Source organism: Enterobacter sp. ECC-019 (assembly GCF_043974075.1).
GTDB lineage: Bacteria > Pseudomonadota > Gammaproteobacteria > Enterobacterales > Enterobacteriaceae > Enterobacter > Enterobacter asburiae_D.
On sequence record NZ_CP143759.1, the window covers coordinates 2,748,264 to 2,767,279 of the forward strand.

At 56.3% G+C, this 19,016-nt stretch carries 19 protein-coding genes; 4 read left to right on the top strand and 15 right to left on the bottom strand.

The annotated features are described in order from the left end of the window. Positions 1-117 precede the first annotated feature (117 nt). Both tyrS and pdxY read left to right on the top strand, forming a co-directional pair. Positions 118-1,392, top strand: a complete 1,275-nt coding sequence (gene tyrS / locus V1566_RS13140; protein WP_134350028.1) for a tyrosine--tRNA ligase — start codon at positions 118-120, stop codon at positions 1,390-1,392. A 67-nt stretch (positions 1,393-1,459) separates the two neighbouring features. Then, positions 1,460-2,320 (top strand): pyridoxal kinase PdxY, encoded by an 861-nt coding sequence (gene pdxY, locus V1566_RS13145; protein ID WP_121424376.1) that lies wholly within the window; start codon positions 1,460-1,462, stop codon positions 2,318-2,320. Between the two features lie 77 nt (positions 2,321-2,397). On the opposite strand, the gene gstA is transcribed toward pdxY, so the two are convergent. From gstA to blr, 12 genes are all read right to left on the bottom strand, one after another. Continuing rightward, positions 2,398-3,003 (bottom strand): glutathione transferase GstA, encoded by a 606-nt coding sequence (gene gstA, locus V1566_RS13150; RefSeq protein ID WP_024909353.1) that lies wholly within the window; start codon positions 3,001-3,003, stop codon positions 2,398-2,400. Positions 3,004-3,108: 105 nt separating this feature from the next. Continuing rightward, positions 3,109-4,617 carry a dipeptide/tripeptide permease DtpA gene (dtpA, locus tag V1566_RS13155; protein ID WP_023335452.1) on the bottom strand — a complete coding sequence of 503 codons (1,509 nt, stop codon included), beginning with the start codon at positions 4,615-4,617 and terminating at the stop codon, positions 3,109-3,111. A 591-nt stretch (positions 4,618-5,208) separates the two neighbouring features. After that, positions 5,209-5,844: an endonuclease III gene (gene nth, locus V1566_RS13160; RefSeq protein WP_032638247.1), complete on the bottom strand. Its 636-nt coding sequence runs from the start codon at positions 5,842-5,844 to the stop codon at positions 5,209-5,211. Next, positions 5,841-6,527 carry an electron transport complex subunit E gene (locus tag V1566_RS13165; RefSeq protein ID WP_023617347.1) on the bottom strand — a complete coding sequence of 229 codons (687 nt, stop codon included), beginning with the start codon at positions 6,525-6,527 and terminating at the stop codon, positions 5,841-5,843. Before V1566_RS13165 ends, nth begins: the two co-directional genes overlap by 4 nt. 2 nt (positions 6,528-6,529) lie before the next feature. Beyond that, positions 6,530-7,150, bottom strand: a complete 621-nt coding sequence (rsxG, locus tag V1566_RS13170; RefSeq protein WP_063142978.1) for an electron transport complex subunit RsxG — start codon at positions 7,148-7,150, stop codon at positions 6,530-6,532. A gap of 10 nt (positions 7,151-7,160) precedes the next feature. Then, on the bottom strand, positions 7,161-8,213 hold the full coding sequence (gene rsxD / locus V1566_RS13175) for an electron transport complex subunit RsxD (protein ID WP_395303565.1): 1,053 nt from the start codon (positions 8,211-8,213) through the stop codon (positions 7,161-7,163). Beyond that, complete coding sequence (gene rsxC / locus V1566_RS13180; RefSeq protein WP_395303566.1) at positions 8,214-10,235, bottom strand: electron transport complex subunit RsxC; 2,022 nt, start codon at positions 10,233-10,235, stop codon at positions 8,214-8,216. Then, on the bottom strand, positions 10,228-10,806 hold the full coding sequence (rsxB, locus tag V1566_RS13185) for an electron transport complex subunit RsxB (protein WP_032657710.1): 579 nt from the start codon (positions 10,804-10,806) through the stop codon (positions 10,228-10,230). The genes rsxC and rsxB overlap by 8 nt, the downstream gene beginning before the upstream one ends. Continuing rightward, positions 10,806-11,387, bottom strand: coding sequence for an electron transport complex subunit RsxA (gene rsxA, locus V1566_RS13190; protein WP_008500564.1), 582 nt, complete (start codon positions 11,385-11,387; stop codon positions 10,806-10,808). Before rsxA ends, rsxB begins: the two co-directional genes overlap by 1 nt. A gap of 76 nt (positions 11,388-11,463) precedes the next feature. Then, a complete protein-coding gene (locus V1566_RS13195; RefSeq protein WP_023335458.1) occupies positions 11,464-11,904 on the bottom strand; it encodes a DUF2569 domain-containing protein in 441 nt (146 codons plus the stop codon). Positions 11,905-11,990: 86 nt separating this feature from the next. Further along, on the bottom strand, positions 11,991-12,206 hold the full coding sequence (gene ydgT / locus V1566_RS13200) for a transcription modulator YdgT (RefSeq protein ID WP_013096896.1): 216 nt from the start codon (positions 12,204-12,206) through the stop codon (positions 11,991-11,993). A 230-nt stretch (positions 12,207-12,436) separates the two neighbouring features. Next, positions 12,437-12,562, bottom strand: a complete 126-nt coding sequence (blr, locus tag V1566_RS13205) for a division septum protein Blr (RefSeq protein ID WP_169814161.1) — start codon at positions 12,560-12,562, stop codon at positions 12,437-12,439. A 243-nt stretch (positions 12,563-12,805) separates the two neighbouring features. On the opposite strand from blr, the gene V1566_RS13210 reads away from it, so the two are divergent. Continuing rightward, a complete protein-coding gene (locus tag V1566_RS13210) occupies positions 12,806-13,846 on the top strand; it encodes an oxidoreductase (RefSeq protein ID WP_159513987.1) in 1,041 nt (346 codons plus the stop codon). A gap of 52 nt (positions 13,847-13,898) precedes the next feature. Here the strand turns inward: V1566_RS13210 and add are convergent, their stop codons facing one another. The 3 genes from add to malX form a co-directional block, all read right to left on the bottom strand. Further along, positions 13,899-14,900 carry an adenosine deaminase gene (gene add / locus V1566_RS13215; protein ID WP_045353860.1) on the bottom strand — a complete coding sequence of 334 codons (1,002 nt, stop codon included), beginning with the start codon at positions 14,898-14,900 and terminating at the stop codon, positions 13,899-13,901. Positions 14,901-14,996: 96 nt separating this feature from the next. Next, positions 14,997-16,169 (bottom strand): MalY/PatB family protein, encoded by a 1,173-nt coding sequence (locus V1566_RS13220; protein ID WP_395303567.1) that lies wholly within the window; start codon positions 16,167-16,169, stop codon positions 14,997-14,999. Positions 16,170-16,217: 48 nt separating this feature from the next. After that, positions 16,218-17,810, bottom strand: a complete 1,593-nt coding sequence (gene malX / locus V1566_RS13225; RefSeq protein WP_395303568.1) for a maltose/glucose-specific PTS transporter subunit IIBC — start codon at positions 17,808-17,810, stop codon at positions 16,218-16,220. 177 nt (positions 17,811-17,987) lie between these two features. Here malX and V1566_RS13230 point away from each other — a divergent pair, with 177 nt between their 5' ends. Further along, positions 17,988-19,016: a Mal regulon transcriptional regulator MalI gene (locus tag V1566_RS13230; protein WP_395303569.1), complete on the top strand. Its 1,029-nt coding sequence runs from the start codon at positions 17,988-17,990 to the stop codon at positions 19,014-19,016.

Here is a 19,016-nt window from a genome sequence, read left to right on the forward strand (position 1 = left end):
ATTTGTTGATTTAAGCGCTAGCGCACACCGCGCTTGCGCTTTATTCTATGGTCCTTTCGCATCAGGCGAAAAGTCGTGTACCGGCAAAGGTGCAGTCGTTTATACATGGAGAATTTGATGGCAAGCAGTAACTTGATTAAACAATTGCAAGAGCGGGGCCTCGTGGCCCAGGTGACGGACGAGGAAGCGTTAGCAGAGCGACTGGCGCAAGGCCCGATCGCGCTCTATTGCGGCTTCGACCCCACCGCTGACAGCTTGCATTTGGGGCATCTTGTTCCATTGTTATGCCTGAAACGCTTCCAGATGGCGGGCCATAAGCCTGTTGCCCTGGTGGGCGGCGCGACCGGTCTGATTGGTGACCCAAGCTTTAAAGCCGCTGAGCGTAAACTGAATACCGAAGATACCGTGCAGGAGTGGGTGGATAAGATCCGCAAACAGGTTGCACCGTTCCTCGACTTCGACTGTGGTGATAACGCCGCGATTGCCGCGAACAACTACGACTGGTTTGGCAGCATGAACGTGCTGACCTTCCTGCGTGATATCGGCAAGCACTTCTCTGTTAACCAGATGATTAACAAAGAGGCCGTGAAGCAGCGTCTGAACCGTGACGACCAGGGTATCTCCTTTACCGAGTTCTCCTACAACCTGCTACAGGGTTATGACTTTGCCTGCCTGAACAAACTGCACGGCGTTTCCCTGCAGATTGGCGGTTCCGATCAGTGGGGTAACATCACCTCCGGTATCGACCTGACCCGTCGTCTGCACCAGAATCAGGTCTTTGGTTTGACCGTTCCGCTGATCACCAAAGCCGACGGCACCAAATTCGGTAAAACCGAAGGCGGCGCGGTATGGCTCGATCCGAAGAAAACCAGCCCGTACAAATTCTACCAGTTCTGGATCAACACGGCGGATGCCGATGTTTACCGCTTCCTGAAGTTCTTCACCTTTATGGACATTGAAGAGATCAACGCGCTGGAAGAAGAAGACAAGAACAGCGGTAAAGCGCCGCGCGCTCAGTACGTGCTGGCGGACGAAGTGACCAAACTGGTTCACGGCGAAGAAGGTCTGGCCGCGGCAAAACGCATTACCGCAAGCCTGTTCAACGGTACCCTGAGCGATCTGAGCGAAGCGGACTTCGAACAGCTGGCGCAGGACGGCGTGCCGATGGTTGAGATGGAAAAAGGGGCTGACCTGATGCAGGCGCTGGTGGACTCAGAGCTCCAGCCTTCCCGCGGTCAGGCGCGTAAAACCATCGCGTCTAACGCGATCACCATCAACGGTGAGAAACAGGCCGACCCGGAATACACCTTCGTTGACGGCGACCGTCTGTATGGTCGCTACACGCTGCTGCGTCGAGGCAAGAAGAACTACTGCCTTGTCTGCTGGAAGTAATTAACAGTCTCCAGGGGGCGTGGGAAACCACGCCCCTTTTTGTTTTTTCAGGGTTTGGTAAGAAAAAATGAAGAACATCCTCGCCATTCAGTCCCACGTTGTTTTTGGACACGCTGGCAATAGCGCCGCGGAATTCCCGATGCGTCGTCTCGGCGTCAACGTCTGGCCCCTTAATACCGTGCAGTTCTCTAACCACACGCAATACGGCAAATGGACCGGCTGCGTGATGCCGCCTTCGCACCTCACTGAGGTTGTGCAGGGTATTGCCGATATCGACCAGCTCAAACGCTGTGACGCCGTGCTGAGCGGTTACCTCGGCTCAGCAGAGCAGGGGGAGCATATCCTCGGCATCGTGCGCCAGGTGAAAGCCGCAAACCCGTCGGCAAAATACTTCTGCGACCCCGTCATGGGCCATCCGGAGAAAGGCTGCATCGTGGCGCCAGGCGTTGCAGAGTTTCACGTCCGCCACGCGTTGCCCGCCAGCGATATCATTGCGCCAAACCTGGTCGAACTCGAAATTCTCTGCGAGCGCCCGGTTAACAGCGTAGAAGAGGCGGTAAGCGCGTCTCGTGAACTGATCGCTCAGGGGCCTGAAGTTGTGCTGGTAAAACACCTTGCGCGCGCAGGACTGAGCCAGGACCGTTTTGAGATGCTTCTGGTGACGAAAGATGACGCCTGGCATATCAGCCGTCCGCTGGTGGATTTTGGCCTGCGCCAGCCGGTTGGGGTCGGGGATGTCACCAGCGGTCTGCTGTTGGTGAAATTGCTGCAAGGGGCGACGATGCGTGACGCGCTGGAGCATGTTACCGCTGCGGTGTACGAAATCATGATTGCGACGAAAGAGATGCAGGAATATGAACTGCAGGTGGTTGCGGCACAGGATCGTATCGCGAAGCCGGAGCACTATTTTAGCGCCACCCGGCTTTAAACGATGCCGGGTGGCGCTGCGCTTACCCGGCCTACAAAACCCGTAGGCCCGTGCAAGCGAAGCGCCGCCGGGCGATATTAGCTAAGACCTTCCGCTTTCAGCGCCGCAGCCACCGCAGGACGCTCTGCCACGCGTTTCATATACGCTGCGATATGGTCTAACCCTTCAAGGTTCAGCTTAACCGCGCGCGCCCAGCGCAGCACGGTGAACAGGTACGCATCGGCAATCGTGAAGCGCGAACCCGCAATCCACTGATCGTCTTTCAGCGATGCGTTAACGTACTGCAGCTTTTTCTCAAGAAGCGCGCGCAGGGTCGGTTTGAACTCCTCTGGCGTATCCGGGCGGAACAACGGCGTAAACCCTTTGTGCAGCTCGGTCGCAATGTAGTTCAGCCATTCCAGCGTTTTATAGCGAGAAATGGTACTGACCGGTGCCAGCAGATGGCGATCGGGTACGCTATCGGCCAGGAACTGCATAATCGCCACGCCTTCGGTCAGCAGGGTACCGTCATCCAGCAAGAGCGCCGGAACTTGTCCTTTCGGGTTGATGGCAAGAAAATCATCACCGTTTTCCAGACGTTTTTTCATCAGATCAACGCCATCCAGCGTAAAATCTTTGCCGCTCTCGCGCAGGGTGATATGGGAAGCAAGAGAGCACGCGCCCGGTTTGTAGAACAGTTTCATCGGTAACTCCTTTTTGCTGAGGTTCCAGCTATGTTAGTGCGCAAATGGATAAAAAAAAAGCCGCTAATGCATTAGCGGCTTCTGGTCAGTCGTTTCTCACGGAAATCACGCGGTAGCGGTGTTGGTCGCTTTAGCAGTCTTGTCGTCGTCCTGAGTCATACGATTCAGTTTCGGTGCGGTCAACAGCATCAGAACGGCAATAACCGCAGTCGCGATGCCAATCTGCATGAACACGGTACCGTAGACGTTCAGCGAAACCAGCGGGTCAGTGACGTTTTCAGGCACAGCCATCAGGTTCGCAATTTTACCCGCGATGATTGCCGCACCGGCAGTGGTCAGGAACCAGCTACCCATAATAAAGCCCATCAGACGCTGTGGCACCAGCTGTGCAACCATTGCCAGACCCAGACCAGAGATCATCAGTTCGCCGATAGACTGCAGCGCGTAGCTCAGGATCAGCCAGTTAACGGACACGATACCTGCGTCGGTGGCAAATTTGGTACCCAGCGGCAGCACCAGGAACGCACCGGAACACAGCACCATACCGATGGCGAACTTGTGCGGCATTGGCAGACGGTCACCCATCTTATTATAGATAGCGGCCAGAATCGGGCTACCAATCATGATCCAGAACGGGTTCAGGGCCTGATACTGTTCCGGCTCGAACGCAATGCCCAGAATAGAATGCTCAACGTTACGAATGGCGAAGAAGTTCAGTGAGGTTGGCATCTGGCTGTACAGCACGAAGAAGATAATCGCTTCCAGCATCAGAATAAACGCCACAATCATCTTACGACGGGCAGCACCCTGCATGGCGAACGCTTCTTTCGCAAAGATGACCACGATACCCAGCGCAACCACGCCCAGAACGGCACGTGCGATACCCTGGTTGTGCAGCAGCCAGGTGGCGATTGCCGCGAGGACAACAACGCCCGCGATGGTCGCCAGCAGTTTACCCATATGCACAGGTTCGAAGTCAGGTTTTGAACCGTAGTCTTTAACCCAGCTGCGGCAGAACAGGAAGTTCACCACGGTGATCAGCATACCCACGAAGCTCAGCGCAAATGCCACGCTCCAGCCGAATTTCGCCGCGAGCCATGGGGTTGCCAGCATCGAGAAGAACGAACCGATGTTGATGGACATGTAGTACATGGTAAATGCACCGTCCAGACGCGGATCGTCTTTGTTGTAGCAGGTAGAAAGCAGGGAGGACGGGTTCGCTTTGAAAAGACCGTTACCGACGGCAATCGTCGCCATACCCATATACACGACAGCGGCATCATGCCCTGACCATGCAACCAGACCATAGCCAATCGCCAGGACAATGGCGCCCAGCATGATGACACGTTTAGTTCCGAGAACTTTATCACCCAGCCAGCCGCCAATAGCGACCAGGCCGTACACCAAAGCACTGAAGGAAGAGAACAGCGTGATGGAATCGGCTTCGGACATACCCAGCTGTTTTACCAGGTAAACCGCCATGATCCCTTGCAGGCCGTAATAACCAAAACGCTCCCATAACTCGATAGAGAAGATGAGATAGAACGCTTTAGGCTGTTTAAAAGCGTTGAGACTCACGCTTTCATCTGTTGGTTTATTGTTTGCAGTAGACACATATACCTCTTTTTTTACATCCCATATTAACGGGGGTGTTCATAGCGTGATGGCCGTAGTCCATACGCCTTATAATTATATTGGGAGGAGAAACGGCGGGTAATGTTCACTATCCTGCCCCATCTGGCAATACGTTTGTAATAATCTGTTACATATATCTGGGGTGGTATAATCGTCGGTTCATATAAATGTTATTCAGCGTTAAATTTCATACCATGAGTAAAGGCAGTTTTTTCGACTGGCAACATCCCTCTCAGATCGGTCTTTGGCGATATGTTCTGCTATTTACCGCTTCATGCAGTGATATAGCCCATATTCTGAAAAATAGCTGGTCTTATCTTCGGTAATGGAAGGAGAGTATCTTGTCAGACAAAGGGTTCAGGTCGATTTTGACAACAAAAATTCAACATGAAGTTATCAGGGTGATCGCGATCACAGATGTATAGAAATTTTTGGCCATGAAAAAAGTATTAACCTGTTTAAGCGTTAAATAACCGAACAAGTGACAGGTCAGAGGAAGCGAAAGACGGACAAAGGACGGCCAAAAGAAGAACGTTCGATAACCATTCTTTTGGTATGGGATTTGGGCGATCAGGGATACACTTTTTCTTTGTATTCGCAGAGATCTTCAATAATGCAGGAGCCGCAGCGAGGCTTGCGGGCAATACAGGTATAACGGCCGTGCAGAATCAGCCAGTGATGGCAATCAACCTTAAATTCTGCCGGAACCACTTTCAGCAGCTTCTCTTCGACCTGCTCGACATTTTTCCCCGGCGCAAAGTTAGTCCGGTTAGACACGCGAAAGATATGCGTATCCACGGCGATAGTGGGCCAGCCAAACGCGGTGTTGAGCACCACGTTCGCGGTTTTACGCCCCACGCCCGGTAAGGCCTCCAGCGCGGCGCGGTCCTCCGGCACTTTGCCTCCGTGCTGTTCCAGCAGGATCCGGCAGGTCTTAATGACGTTCTCAGCTTTGCTGTTAAACAGGCCGATGGTTTTGATATAGGATTTCACGCCTTCCACACCCAGCTCCAGCATGGCTTTCGGCGTATTGGCGACCGGATAGAGCAGGGCAGTGGCTTTATTGACGCTCACATCGGTAGCCTGTGCGGAGAGCAACACGGCGATCAGCAGCTCAAACGGGGAGGTAAAATTCAGCTCCGTCGTCGGGTGCGGGTTCTCGTCCCGCAGACGGGTCAGGATCGCAATGCGCTTTTCTTTATTCATGAAGCCTTCTCGGGTGTCCCTTCCAGAACGCTACGCTCAGCTGCGCGGCGCTTACGTTTCTCATCAATCAGGTATTTTATCGCCAGCATCATGCCAAGGCCAATAAATGCGCCAGGCGGCAGCATCGCCAGCAGGAATGGCGTATCGGTGTGGAACACTTCAACACGCAGCGCTTTGGCCCAGCCGCCGAGCAGCGCGTCTGCGCCGTCAAACAGCGTACCGTTACCGAGGATCTCGCGCAGCGAGCCCAGCACGAACATGGCGCACGTGGCGCCCATGCCAATGGAAAAACCATCCAGCGCCGACATGGCAGGGCTGTTTTTCACCGCGAAGGCTTCCGCACGCCCGACCACGATACAGTTGGTGACGATCAGGGGAATAAAGATCCCGAGAGACTGGTACAGACCAAACGCGTAGGCGTTAATCAGCATCTGGACGATACTGACCACCGACGCAATGATCATGACATAAATCGGAATACGAATTTCCGACGGCGTCCAGCGGCGCAGGGCGGAGATGGAGAGGTTGGTCAGGGTCAGTACCAGCGTGGTTGCCAGACCCAGACCGAGCGCGTTGGTGGCGGTGGACGTGACCGCCAGCAGGGGGCACATCCCCAGAAGCTGTACCAGCGCGGAGTTGTTCTTCCACAATCCCTGGACGATAACTTCTTTAACCTGGCTCATGATTACTCCCCACAGGCCGGAAGATTGTTGATTTGCGCGGGCAGCGTTTCAGCATACAGCCCGGCTCGTTTTACGGCGTTCACCACGGCGCGAGGCGTGATGGTCGCACCGGTGAACTGGTCGAACTCGCCGCCGTCTTTTTTCACCGCAAACGCGGTGTCACCTTCGCCATGGATAACTTTACCGGCGAAGTGCAAAATCCAGTCGCTCAGCCGGGTTTCAATTTTATCGCCAAGACCCGGCGTCTCATGGTGTTCCGTCACGCGGGTGCCCAGTATCGTGCCGGTGAAATCGCTGCCGACAAGCAGCTGAATGGCGCCGGAATAGCCGTCGGGCGCCGTCGCTTCCATCACTGCGCCTACCGGTTTATCCCCTTTGCGGGCGATAAAGACACGGTGCGCGCCTTTCCCAAGCTGCGGTGCGTCTACCACAAAGCAGCTTTTTTGCAGGTCATTATCGTAGAAATCTGACGGGATCACCTGATCGAAGAGCGCCTTTTGCTGCTTAGAGGCCTGCTCTTCGATGGTCGTTTTGGTTAACGCATTAACCAGTGCCGTCAGCCCCGTCAGGACCGCGGCGAAGACAGCCAGCGTGACGCCGTGTTTTTGCATCGTTTTTAACATGGCGAAACCCTTAGCGATGGCCGTACACGCGCGGACGCGTGTAATAGTCGATGAGCGGAACGGTGATGTTGGCGAGCAGGACGGCAAATGCCACGCCGTCCGGGTAACCGCCAAAGCTGCGGATAAGCCATACCAGCAGGCCCGCCAGCGCGCCGAAGATCAGGCGCCCGCGGTTAGTCGTTGATGCCGTAACCGGATCCGTCAGGATAAAGAAGGCACCTAGCATGGTCGCCCCGGAGAGCAAATGCATCTGCGGGCTGGCCAGTGATTCAGGAGAGAATACCCATCCCAGTGTCGCGCAGGCCGCCAGCGTCACGAGGAAGCTGACAGGAATATGCCAGCGAATGGCTTTTTGCTGCAGCAGGAACAGACCGCCCAGCAGATACGCCAGGTTGACCCATTGCCAGCCTGCACCCGCCAGCATGCCGCTGTAGATCGCGGATTTCATGATCTGCTCAACGCTGTGCCCGGCATGCAGGGACGTTTTAAACGTATCGAGAGGCGTCGCCTGGCTGATACCGTCCACGCCCATGCGCAGCGCGTTCATATCAGCGCCGAGCGCCGTATGGCCGGTAAAGATAACGTGCAGGGCATCCATAAAGCCCGGAACCGTGGCTGCAATCTCGTGCGGCGGCAGCCAGCTGGTCATCTGCACCGGGAAGGAGATCAGCAGCACCACGTAGCCAATCATCGCCGGGTTAAACGGGTTATGGCCCAGGCCACCATACAGCTGTTTGGCAATAATCACGGCAAACACGGTACCAAGGACCACCATCCACCAGGGGGCGAACGGCGGGATACTGATGGCCAGCAGCAGACCGGTCAGCAGCGCGGAGTTGTCGGCAAGAATGCGGGATACAGCCGCCTTGCGCAGCTTAAGCACAAAGGCTTCCGCCGCTAAGGCGCTGGCACAGCCCAGGATTATCTGGAACAGGGTTCCCCAGCCGAAAAACCAGCACTGAACGGCAATGCCCGGCAGCGCCGCCAGGCAGACCAGCATCATGATGCGCGATGTCTGGCGCTGATTGTGGGTGTAAGGGGAGCTTGCGATTCTGAAAACCATTTAATCCTCGTTAACTGCTTGCTGTGCGGCTTTTTTCGCCTGAACACGCGCGATGGCGGCAGCGACGGCGGCCTTGCGCGGGTCATCGTTGGCGGCCTGCGGTTGCTCTTCCTGCTGTGCTGCCTTACGGGCTTTGGCGCGAGCAATGGCCGCTTCGACGGCGGCTTTGCGCGGGTCGACAGGTGCTTCGGGTTCTGCCGCTGGGGCCTGCTGCGCTGCTTTGTGCGCTTTGGCGCGGGCAATCGCCGCTTCAACGGCCGCTTTACGCGGGTCTACCGCATCCTGCTCGACGACCACGTTTTGCTCACCGACTTTGCGAGCTTTGGCCCGGGCTATTGCCGCCTCAACGGCGGCTTTACGCGGGTCGACCTCAGCATCTGCCTGGACAATTTGCGCTTTTTCAGCCTGACGGGCGCGCGCTGCGGCCTTGCGTGCCTCACGTGCGGCGATCGCTTCGCTGTTATCAGGTTTCTCACCTGCCGGGATCACTACAGGCTGTGCTGCGGTCGCTTTTTTCTCACGAACGCGCGCCAGCGCAGCGTTAATGGCATCCTGATCTTTTTCGGCAGGCTGAACGGCGGCCTGCTTATGGCGTTCCTGACGGGCGATTTTTTCGCGTTCCAGTCGTGCCTGGCGCGCTTCGAAGCGCGCTTTGGCTTCCGCAGCGCGTTTTTCTTCCATGGAGATGGCATAAATCTCAGCCTTTTCCTGGCGGAAATACTGCACCAGCGGAATGTTGCTTGGGCAAACCCAGGCGCAGGCGCCGCATTCGATGCAGTCGGCCAGGTTGTGGGCTTTTGCCTTGTCGTGCAGCTGGCCTTTGCTGTACCAGTACAGCTGCTGCGGCAGCAGATCCGCCGGGCAGGCATCGGCGCAGGCACTGCAGCGGATGCAGCCTTTCTCTTCCTGCTCTTCGCCCATCTCGGTCGGGGAGGGCGCGAGCAGACAGTTGGTGATTTTCACTACCGGAACGTCCAGCCACGGCAGGGTAAAGCCCATCAGCGGGCCACCCATGATCACCATCTGGTCGCTGCCCGGGCAAAACTCAGCCTGTTCCAGCAGATGGCGCACCGGCGTACCCAGACGCGCCCAGACGTTGCCCGGACGAGAAATCGATTCCCCGGTCAGCGTCACCACGCGCTCGGTTAACGGTTCACCGTCAATCACCGCGCGCTTCACGGCGTAAGCGGTGCCGACGTTTTGCATCAGCACGCCGATATCCGAAGAGCGTCCGCCATGCGGGACCTGCTTGCCGGTGAGAATTTGCGTCAGCTGTTTTGCGCCGCCAGAAGGGTACTTGGTCGGGATAACGCGCAGGCTAATATCGTGACTGCCCGCCAGCACCGCACGCAGCATGGAAATAGCCTGCGGTTTATTGTCTTCGATACCAATCAGCACTTCCCGCGGCTGCAGAATGTGCGCAAGGATGCGGATGCCTTCCACGACCTGGGCGGCACAGTCCTGCATCAGACGATCGTCGGCGGTGATATACGGCTCGCACTCGGCGGCGTTGATAATCAACGTCTGAATGTTATCGCCACCGCCGCGCAGTTTGACGCCGGTCGGGAAGCCCGCGCCACCCAGCCCGGCAACGCCGAATTGATGAATTCGCTCAATAAGCGCTTCGCGGCTGTGGGCGCGGTAATCGCTCCATCCGTCACGGTCAATCCAGCGGTCTTCGCCGTCGGCTTCAATAACAACGCTCAGTTCTGAGAGCGCGGACGGATGCGCCACCGTATGAGGGGCAATGGCGACCACCTTACCGGAGGTTGGTGCGTGGACCGGCAGCATGCGTCCGCGACCAAAGGTCAGCGGCTGGCCGCGAAGCACCGTATCGCCTTCTTTCACGCACAGCTCACCCTCAGCGCCAATATGCTGCTTGAGGGGCATAACGTAACGCGTCGCCAGCGGAATTTGACGCAGCGGCGTGCCGTTGGACTGGGTTTTCATTTCCGGTGGATGAATACCGCCGTCAAAGTCCCAGATCTTCTCTTTCCTGAAAGCAGAAAATAACTTAAGCATGTTGTTCCACAGGAATATTGCGAACTGGAATGGTTTGAAGATCCCACTTCCAGCTTTCGGTAGTCGTTTCAACCGGGCGCAGCTCGATACATTGCGTCGGGCAGGGGGCCACGCAGAGGTTACAGCCGGTGCAGAGGTCCGCCACGACGGTGTGCATGGCGCGGGTTGCGCCGACAATGGCGTCAACCGGGCAGGCCTGAATACATTTGGTGCAGCCGATGCAGTTGGCTTCGTCGATCACGGCCAGGGCACGGACCGGCTCCTGCACGTCCGCATCGCCGTCAACGGGCTGCGGATCAACGTTTAGCAGGGTCGCGATTTTCAGCATCACCGCTTCGCCGCCGGGGGCGCAGCGGTTAATTTTTTCACCCTGAATCCCTACCGCTTCGGCATACGGGCGGCAGCCGGGGTAGCCACACTGCCCGCACTGACTTTGTGGCAGAAGCTCATCAATTTTCTCAACAACAGGATCGTCCTCTACCGCGAAACGGCGGGAGGCGTAACCCAGGATAAGGCCAAACACCAACCCCAGAACGCTGATAGAGGCGATGGCAATCCAGATAGCATTCATTACAACTTCACCAGACCACTAAAGCCCATAAAGGCCAGAGACATTAAACCTGCGGTCACCAGCGCAATCGCGTTACCGCGGAAGGGGGCAGGGATATCCGCTGCTGCCAGGCGCTCGCGAATGGAGGCGAACAGCACCATTACCAGGGAGAAACCGACTGCCGCAGAAAAACCATACAGCGCCGACTGCATAAAGTTATGGCCAAGGTTGATGTTCAGCAGCGCTACGCCGAGAACGGCGCAGTTGGTAGTGATCAGCGGCAGGAAGATACCCAGCAGGCGATAAAGCGCCGGGCTGGTTTTGCGCACCACCATTTCGGTAAATTGCACTACCACCGCGATAACCAGAATAAAGGCCAGCGTACGAAGATAGGTCAACCCCAGCGGGATGAGGATCCAGGTATCGATCCACCATGCGCAGATGGACGCCAGCGTCATCACGAAGGTCGTCGCCAGCCCCATACCCATTGCCGTTTCCAGCTTTTTGGAAACGCCCATAAACGGACACAGGCCAAGGAACTTCACCAGAACGAAGTTGTTAACCAGCACGGTGCCGACAAAGAGCAGTAAGTAATCGGTCATTATTTAGCCTGAAATAAAAAAGCCGCCTATTATCGGACAAACCAACGCAGGCGACAACAGGTTATCTGTAGGGTTATTACGGGTTCACGAAGGTGTTTTTCACCCGCGTCGAACGCTTGAAATAGGGCACTAGCAGCGCCGCGGCCAGCAGAGGGAAAAGCAGCTGACGAACGGCCAGAGCGTCTGAAACGGGCGAAAAAGCAAAGGCTTTCACCGCCAGCAGGACCGAAATCAGCAGCCAGATGATGTAGTGCTTCGGCACACTCTTGCGGCGCTTAAAGAAGGCAATAGTCAGCCACAGCGTGTAGTACCACATTCCAATCGCGAAAACGAACGACACAAACCACATTGCAATATTCAGCACGCTTTGTGACATCAGGGTCTGGATGGCGTGAGGGGTAACCAGTGCGGTGGTATACAGCAGCAGCGCAAGTGATGCGCTTAATAAGGCAACCAGCAGCCATGCCAGTGGGGCGATTAACCAGCCTCCAATGCGTTCTCCAGGCGTTGCGGTCATGAACTCTCCCATAATCTGCGCGAAATGTTGTACAGCCAGTTTGCAGGGCGGAGAGTATATAACATTTCGCGCGGATGGCTACTTTCTTATAAAACGTAACGCCATACGGACTTAGGCACTTCACCCACGTTGAACAAACGACCACCGGAAACCAGTTCCGCACGGCGATGGTCAGCGGCGCGATACATATTAATGATGTCCTGATTATCCGACAGGGTGTAGTTCAGATGGTCAAACAGTTTTTCCAGGCTCTCAAGCGAATTGATCTTGCGAAATTTTAATAAATAGTCCTGAACTGTCATATTAATAAGTTTCCATATAAAAGTGAGTAATACCAGTTAAGGTAATTCGTTGGAATAATAAACGGATTAATAAAGACGTAAACAGCCCACTCAGTAACGCGACGAAATTAGGAGTTTTCTTTGCTGAAATTCAGGCATCAGACGATGCCTGGAAGAGAAGGTTAACCGTGTTCACCAGGGCTGGCAATAAGTAACTGACATATTATGTCACTCTTTATTGCAGTAACCGGTTACTTAGGTTGGGCGATAGTGACAGGCTCCGGCGGCTGGTAGTTATCGATATGGCTGGCGACGCCCAGCAATATGACCGAAACCCCAAGGACAATCCATCCCGCTAATTCAATGATTCGATTAATAATTGACGTCATGATTCGTAATTGTACTTTATCCATAAATACAGGGCGCAGATGTTACAGCGACGTTTCCCCGACGGCAAGCGCTTTGGGAACGGTTCCCTTAAACAAAATCAGCAGGTTAATACTATGTAACAAAAACAACCCGTACAACCTGCTATTTTAAGTCATACGGCACATGATTAATCTGAGGTCTAGCCAGGTTAGCCAGTGTGAAATAAGAACGTCATAAAAGAGGATGGCACTATGAGTGATAATATCCGCGTCGGGCTTATCGGCTATGGGTACGCGAGCAAAACGTTTCATGCGCCTCTGATAGCCGGAACGCCGGGGATGGCGCTGGCGGCGGTATCCAGCAGCGATGCCGCTAAAGTCCATGCCGACTGGCCCTCCGTGCCGGTTGTCTCTGAACCTAAACACCTTTTCAACGATCCGAATATTGATTTAATCGTCATCCCCACGCCGAATGACACCCACTTTCCGCTGGCAAAGGCCGCGCTGGAAGCCGGTAAGCACGTGGTTGTCGATAAGCCCTTTACCGTCACGTTGTCTCAGGCTCGCGAGCTGGATGCGCTGGCAAAGAGTCTGGGCAGGCTGCTGTCGGTGTTCCATAACCGCCGCTGGGACAGCGACTTTCTGACGGTAAAAAGGCTTCTCAGTGAGGGCACGCTAGGGGAGATCCTCTTTTTTGAATCGCACTTTGACCGCTTCCGTCCGCAGGTGAGAAACCGCTGGCGCGAGCAGGCCGGTCCGGGCAGCGGTATCTGGTACGATTTAGCCCCGCATCTGCTGGATCAGGCCGTCAATCTTTTTGGTCTGCCGGTGAGCATGACGGTCGATCTGGCCCAGCTCAGGCCCGGAGCGCAGACAACCGATTACTTCCACGCGGTGCTCAGCTACCCGCAGCGGCGGATTGTACTGCACGGCACGATGGTCGCGGCCGCAGAATCGGCCCGCTATATCATTCACGGTACGCGCGGGAGCTACGTGAAGTTTGGTCTCGATCCGCAGGAGGACCGACTGAAAAGCGGTGAACGTTTGCCGCAGGAAGACTGGGGCTATGACATGCGCGACGGCGTGGTAACGCGGGTTGAAGGTGAGGAACTGGTAGAGGAGACTTTGCTGACGATCCCGGGGAACTATCCGGCGTATTATGCCGCTATCCGCGATGCGCTGAACGGCACGGGAGAGAATCCGGTTCCGGCCAGCCAGGCGATTCAGATTATGGAGCTGATTGAGCTGGGCATCGAATCTGCCAAACATCGCGCCACGCTCTGTCTGGCATAATTTTTTAATATTTTGTAGGCCGGGTAAGCGTCAGCGCCACCCGGCAACGGTGTTAACCGCGAGCCACTTTATCTTTCAGCGCCTGCTTCTCTTCAGGCGTCAGGAAGGCAATTTCCAGCCCGTTGATCTGCGCCTGACGGATCTGCTCACGGCTCAGACCCGCCTGCGGTGCGGCGATGTTGTACTCGTGGATGATATCCACGCCCTGAACAGCCGGATCGTCAGTGTTCAGCGAGGCCAGCACGCCGTGCTCGAGGAACGTTTTTAGCGGATGATGCGCCAGCGTTGCCACGGTGCTGGTCTGAATGTTAGACGTCAGGCACGACTCAATCCCGATACGCTGCTCCGCCAGGAAATCCATCAGGGCGCGATCTTCTACCGCCTTCACGCCGTGACCGATACGCTCGGCGCCCAGCTCGCGGATGGCCTGCCAGATGCTTTCCGGGCCAGCAGCTTCACCCGCGTGCACGGTAATGTGCCAGCCGGCATCGCGCGCGCGGTTGAAGTGGGAGAGGAACAGGCTGCCCGGGAAGCCCAGCTCGTCACCGGCGAGGTCGACAGCGGTGATGGCATCGCGATGGGCCAGCAGCGCTTCCAGCTCCTGCAGGCAGGCGGCTTCGCCGAACGTACGGCTCATAATGCCAATCAGACGGGCCTGAACGTCGAAAGTTTTACACCCTTCACGGACACCTTCAATGACGGCTTCCACCACGCCTGCAACGGGCAGGTTGTGGGTCATCGCCATATAGCCCGGCGAGAAGCGCAGCTCGACGTAGTGCAGGCCGTTGCGGGCCGCATCTTCGATGTTCTCAAACGCCACGCGGCGGCAGGCATCCAGCGACGCCAGCATCTTCACGCCCCAGTCGAGTTTGCTCAGGAAGCTGACCAGGTCCGGTTCATTGGAGGTCACCTGTACGTGCGGGATCAGCGACTCAAGCGTCTGCGCTGGGAGCGTTAAATTGAACTGGCGGCCAAGATCGAGGATGGTTTGGGCACGAATGTTACCGTCAAGGTGACGATGAATATCAGTTAAAGGCAGGCGTGTATCAATCATGGTCGCACTCTTTTCTGGTTAAAGTGCGCCATATTATAAAAACAAAACGGGGTAAAAAGCTATTTGCGCAAGGGAATATTCCGTTGCGCAAATTGATTACAGGAGTGCGTTAATCCCGGCAATGAGGCGTTGAACGCCTTGTTCCAGCTTGCTGCGCGGGCAGCCCGCATTCAGGCGAACAAATCCATTTCCCTCTTTGCCGTAGGTATATCCCGGCATGATGGCGACCTTTTGCTGTTCGATCAGCACTTTTTGCAGCGCACGGTCGTCAATATTCAGCGGGCGCAGGTCAATCCAGGCCAGATAGGTCGCTTCTGGCGGCTGCCAGTTCAGTTTCGGAAAAGCGCTGTTTACTTCGCGAGCGATATACAACAAGTTCTCTTCGAGATAATGGCGTAAGGCATCCAGCCATGGCGCTCCCTGCTGATAGGCGGCGATATGCGCCGTCAGCGCCAGCACGGAAGGGGAAGAGAGGCCGTCCCGGCCTTTTAGCGCGCTGAGATAACCGTTACGGCTCTCTTCATCGCCGATCAGGCCGTAAGCGCCCGTCAGCGCCGGAATATTAAAGCTTTTCGAGCCGGAGGTGAGAAGCGCCCATTTGCCGCGCGCCACCGCGTTCCACGGCGTGTGACGATGCTCGCCCCACACCATATCCATGTGTATTTCATCGCTGATAACCGCCACGTCAAAGCGCTCACACAGTTCCGCCATCTGCGTCAGTTCCTCCCGCGTCCAGACCTTGCCGGTCGGGTTTTGCGGGCTGCACAGCAGCAAAATTTTGTTTTCAGGTTTCGCGAGGGCCGCTTCCAGCGCAGCGAAGTTTTCCTGCCAGCCAGTGGCATACTTTTCCATCTCTACGGGCACCACATGACGCGCATTGCCTTCGATGGCTTTGTAAAACGCATCGTATGCCGGGGTGTGTACCACCACGCCGTCGTCGGGGTTTGACCAGAGGCGAATCAACTCAGAGACCATATAAATAACGGAAGGGCCATAAACGATCGATTCGGTCTCAATCTGGCTGTTGAAGCGCTGCTGGAACCAGTGCGCGACGGCGGCGAGAAACTCATCGTTCTTCCAGCGGCTATAGCCCAACACGCCGTGATTGATGCGCTGATGCAGCGCGTCGGTAATGCAGGGAGCGGTGGCGAAATCCATATCCGAGATGGTGAAGGGCAGCAGGTCGGCCGCGCCAAAGCGGTCGGCGACGTAGTCCCACTGCGTACACCAGGTGCCGTGTCGATCCACGACGGTAGAAAAATCAAACATGACGTTAATCCTTAAAGTAAAACCCCCTCATGAGAGGGGGCTGAGGCATCAGGCTTCTACTGTTCGCATCAGGGTGGCCAGCTCATCCTTCACCGACTGCACCTGCGGGCCGATAACCACCTGCAAATTGTGCTGATTTAACTGTACCACACCGATGGCGCGATTAGCTTTTAGCGCATTGGTATCCACTTTCGACATATCCGCCACCGACAGACGCAGGCGGGTAATGCAGTTATCCAGCGAGGTGATGTTATCCGCACCGCCCAGCGCTGCCAGAATGGCAGGGGTGTTGTAACCCGATTTTCCTACCGTCCCTGCAACCGCTTGTTCAACGCTGGTCGCTGTTTCAGCATCACGGCCCGGTGTTTTAAGGTTAAAGCGGGTGATGGCGAAGCGGAAGATGCCGTAGTACACCGCAAACCAGATTGCCGCCACGACCGGCACCAGATACCACTTGGTGGACAAGCCGTGCAGGATCCCGAACACCACGAAGTCAATCACGTTGCCGTCGGTGTTGCCGATGGTCACGCCCAGCACCGCCATCACGGTAAAGCCCAGGCCGGTCAGCACCGCGTGGATGAGGTACAGCACCGGCGCGACGAACAGGAACAGGAATTCGATTGGCTCGGTGGTACCGCCAACGACGCAGGCAATCACGCCGGAAATCAGCAGGCCTTTAATTTTATGACGGTTTTCCGGGCGCGCGCAGTGGTACATCGCCAGCGCGGCACCCGGCAGGCCGCCGAGGAAGGCAGGCATTTTACCCTGAGACAGGAAGCGGGTGGCGCTTTCGGAGAAGCCGTGGGTGGTCGGGCAGCTCAGCTGCGCCTGGAAGATGGTCAGCGCACCGCTCACGTCGTGACCGCACACCTCCATCGTACCGCCCGCTTCGGTGAAGCGAATCAGTGCCACCAGGATATGCTGCAGGCCAAACGGCAGCAGCAGACGCTCGCCGGTGCCGAAGATCATCGGACCGAAATCTCCCGCGCCGTTGATGATGCGGCCAATGCCGGTGATGCCCATCGCAAAGACCGGCCAAATCAGCGGAATGATTAAACCAAACAGGCCCATTACCACGAGGGTGATAATCGGCACAAAGCGGGTACCGCCGAAGAAGGCCAGGGCATCCGGCAGGCGGATATTGTGGAAGCGCTCATGCAGCATCCAGATAATCACACCCGCGATCACCGCACCGAGGATCCCGGTATCAATAGACTGGATGCCAATTACGCTCTGAATGTTGTTGGCTTTCAGCACGGCAGCGTCGGTGGTTGGCAGAATGCCTTTCGCAGTCAGCCAAAAGTTAACCGCGAGGTTCATCACCGCGTAACCGACAAAACCGGCAAACGCCGCGACGCCTTTATTTTCGCGCGCCAGGCCCAGCGGGATAGCGATACAGAACATGACGGGCAGGAAGCTAAACGCAAAGGAGCCGACTTTACTCATCCAGATAAAGATCGCCTGCAGCACGGGGGTACCGAGGAACGGGATCAGCGTGATGACGTCTTTACTGCTTAGCGAACTGCCGATCCCGAGCATGATCCCGCAGAATGAGAGGAGTGCCACGGGCAGCATAAAGGTTTTACCCAGTTGCTGGAAAAATTCCCACAGCGATATTTTTTGTGCTGCTTTCGCCGTCATAAAACGACTCCTTTATTGTTAAAATCAGTTTGTCTGCTTCAATGCTGCGAGAAGATAAAACGTTTTATCAAAGTTTAGTGCGCGCTAAATCACATTCTCAGGCTTTGACTGGTAGTATAAAGATAACGTATTGATAAAACGTTTTACCGATCTCATTTCAGGGAGTCACGCCGACACATGGCTGTAGCGAAAAAAATCACCATCAACGATGTCGCGCTGGCGGCGGGCGTTTCCGTCAGCACAGTTTCTCTGGTGCTAAGCGGGAAAGGGCGCATCTCTCCTGCAACCGGTCAGCGGGTGAACGAGGCGGTTGAACAGCTGGGCTTTGTGCGTAACCGCCAGGCGTCGGCGCTGCGCGGCGGGCAAAGTGGAGTGATTGGCCTGATTGTTCGCGACTTGACGTCACCTTTCTATGCGGAGCTGACCGCCGGGTTAACCGAAGCGCTTGAAGCGCAGGGGCGGATGGTCTTTCTGCTGCACGGCGGTCGCGAGGCCAACCAGCTTCTCTCCCGGCTCGATATGCTGCTGAACCAGGGGGTGGACGGGGTAATCGTCGCCGGAGCGTCGGGCGTGGGCAGCGAACTGTGCGAACGAGCCGCCGAAAAGGGCGTGCCGCTGGTATTTGCTTCGCGCGCCAGCTACCTGGACGAGGCCGATACGCTGCGCCCGGATAACATGCAGGCCGCACAAATGTTGACCGAGCATCTGATTCGTCGCGGGCATCAGCGCATTGCCTGGCTGGGTGGGAAGAGCTCGTCCCTGACCCGCGCCGAGCGGGTAGGGGGCTACTGCGCGACGCTGATTAAATACGGTCTGCCGTTCCACAGCGAATGGGTCGTGGAGTGTGAATCCAGCCAGAAGAAAGCGGCGGAAGCGATAGGCGCGCTGCTGCGAAGCAGTCCGACGATCAGCGCCGTGATTTGTTATAACGACGTGATTGCCATGGGCGCCTGGTTTGGCCTGATCCGCGCCGGACGCCAGAGCGGCGAGGGTGGGGTAGAAACTTTCTTCGGCCACCAGGTGGCGCTCGGGGCGTTCGCCGACGTCGGTGAAAACGCCCTCGACGATCTGCCGATCGTCTGGGCTACAACTCCTGCGCGGGAGATGGGCTACACCCTGGCGGACAGGATCATGCAGCGCATCGACAATACGGATGTGCAGGCCGGGCACCAGATTGTGGCGGCGCGGCTGGTGACGGTGAAGTGA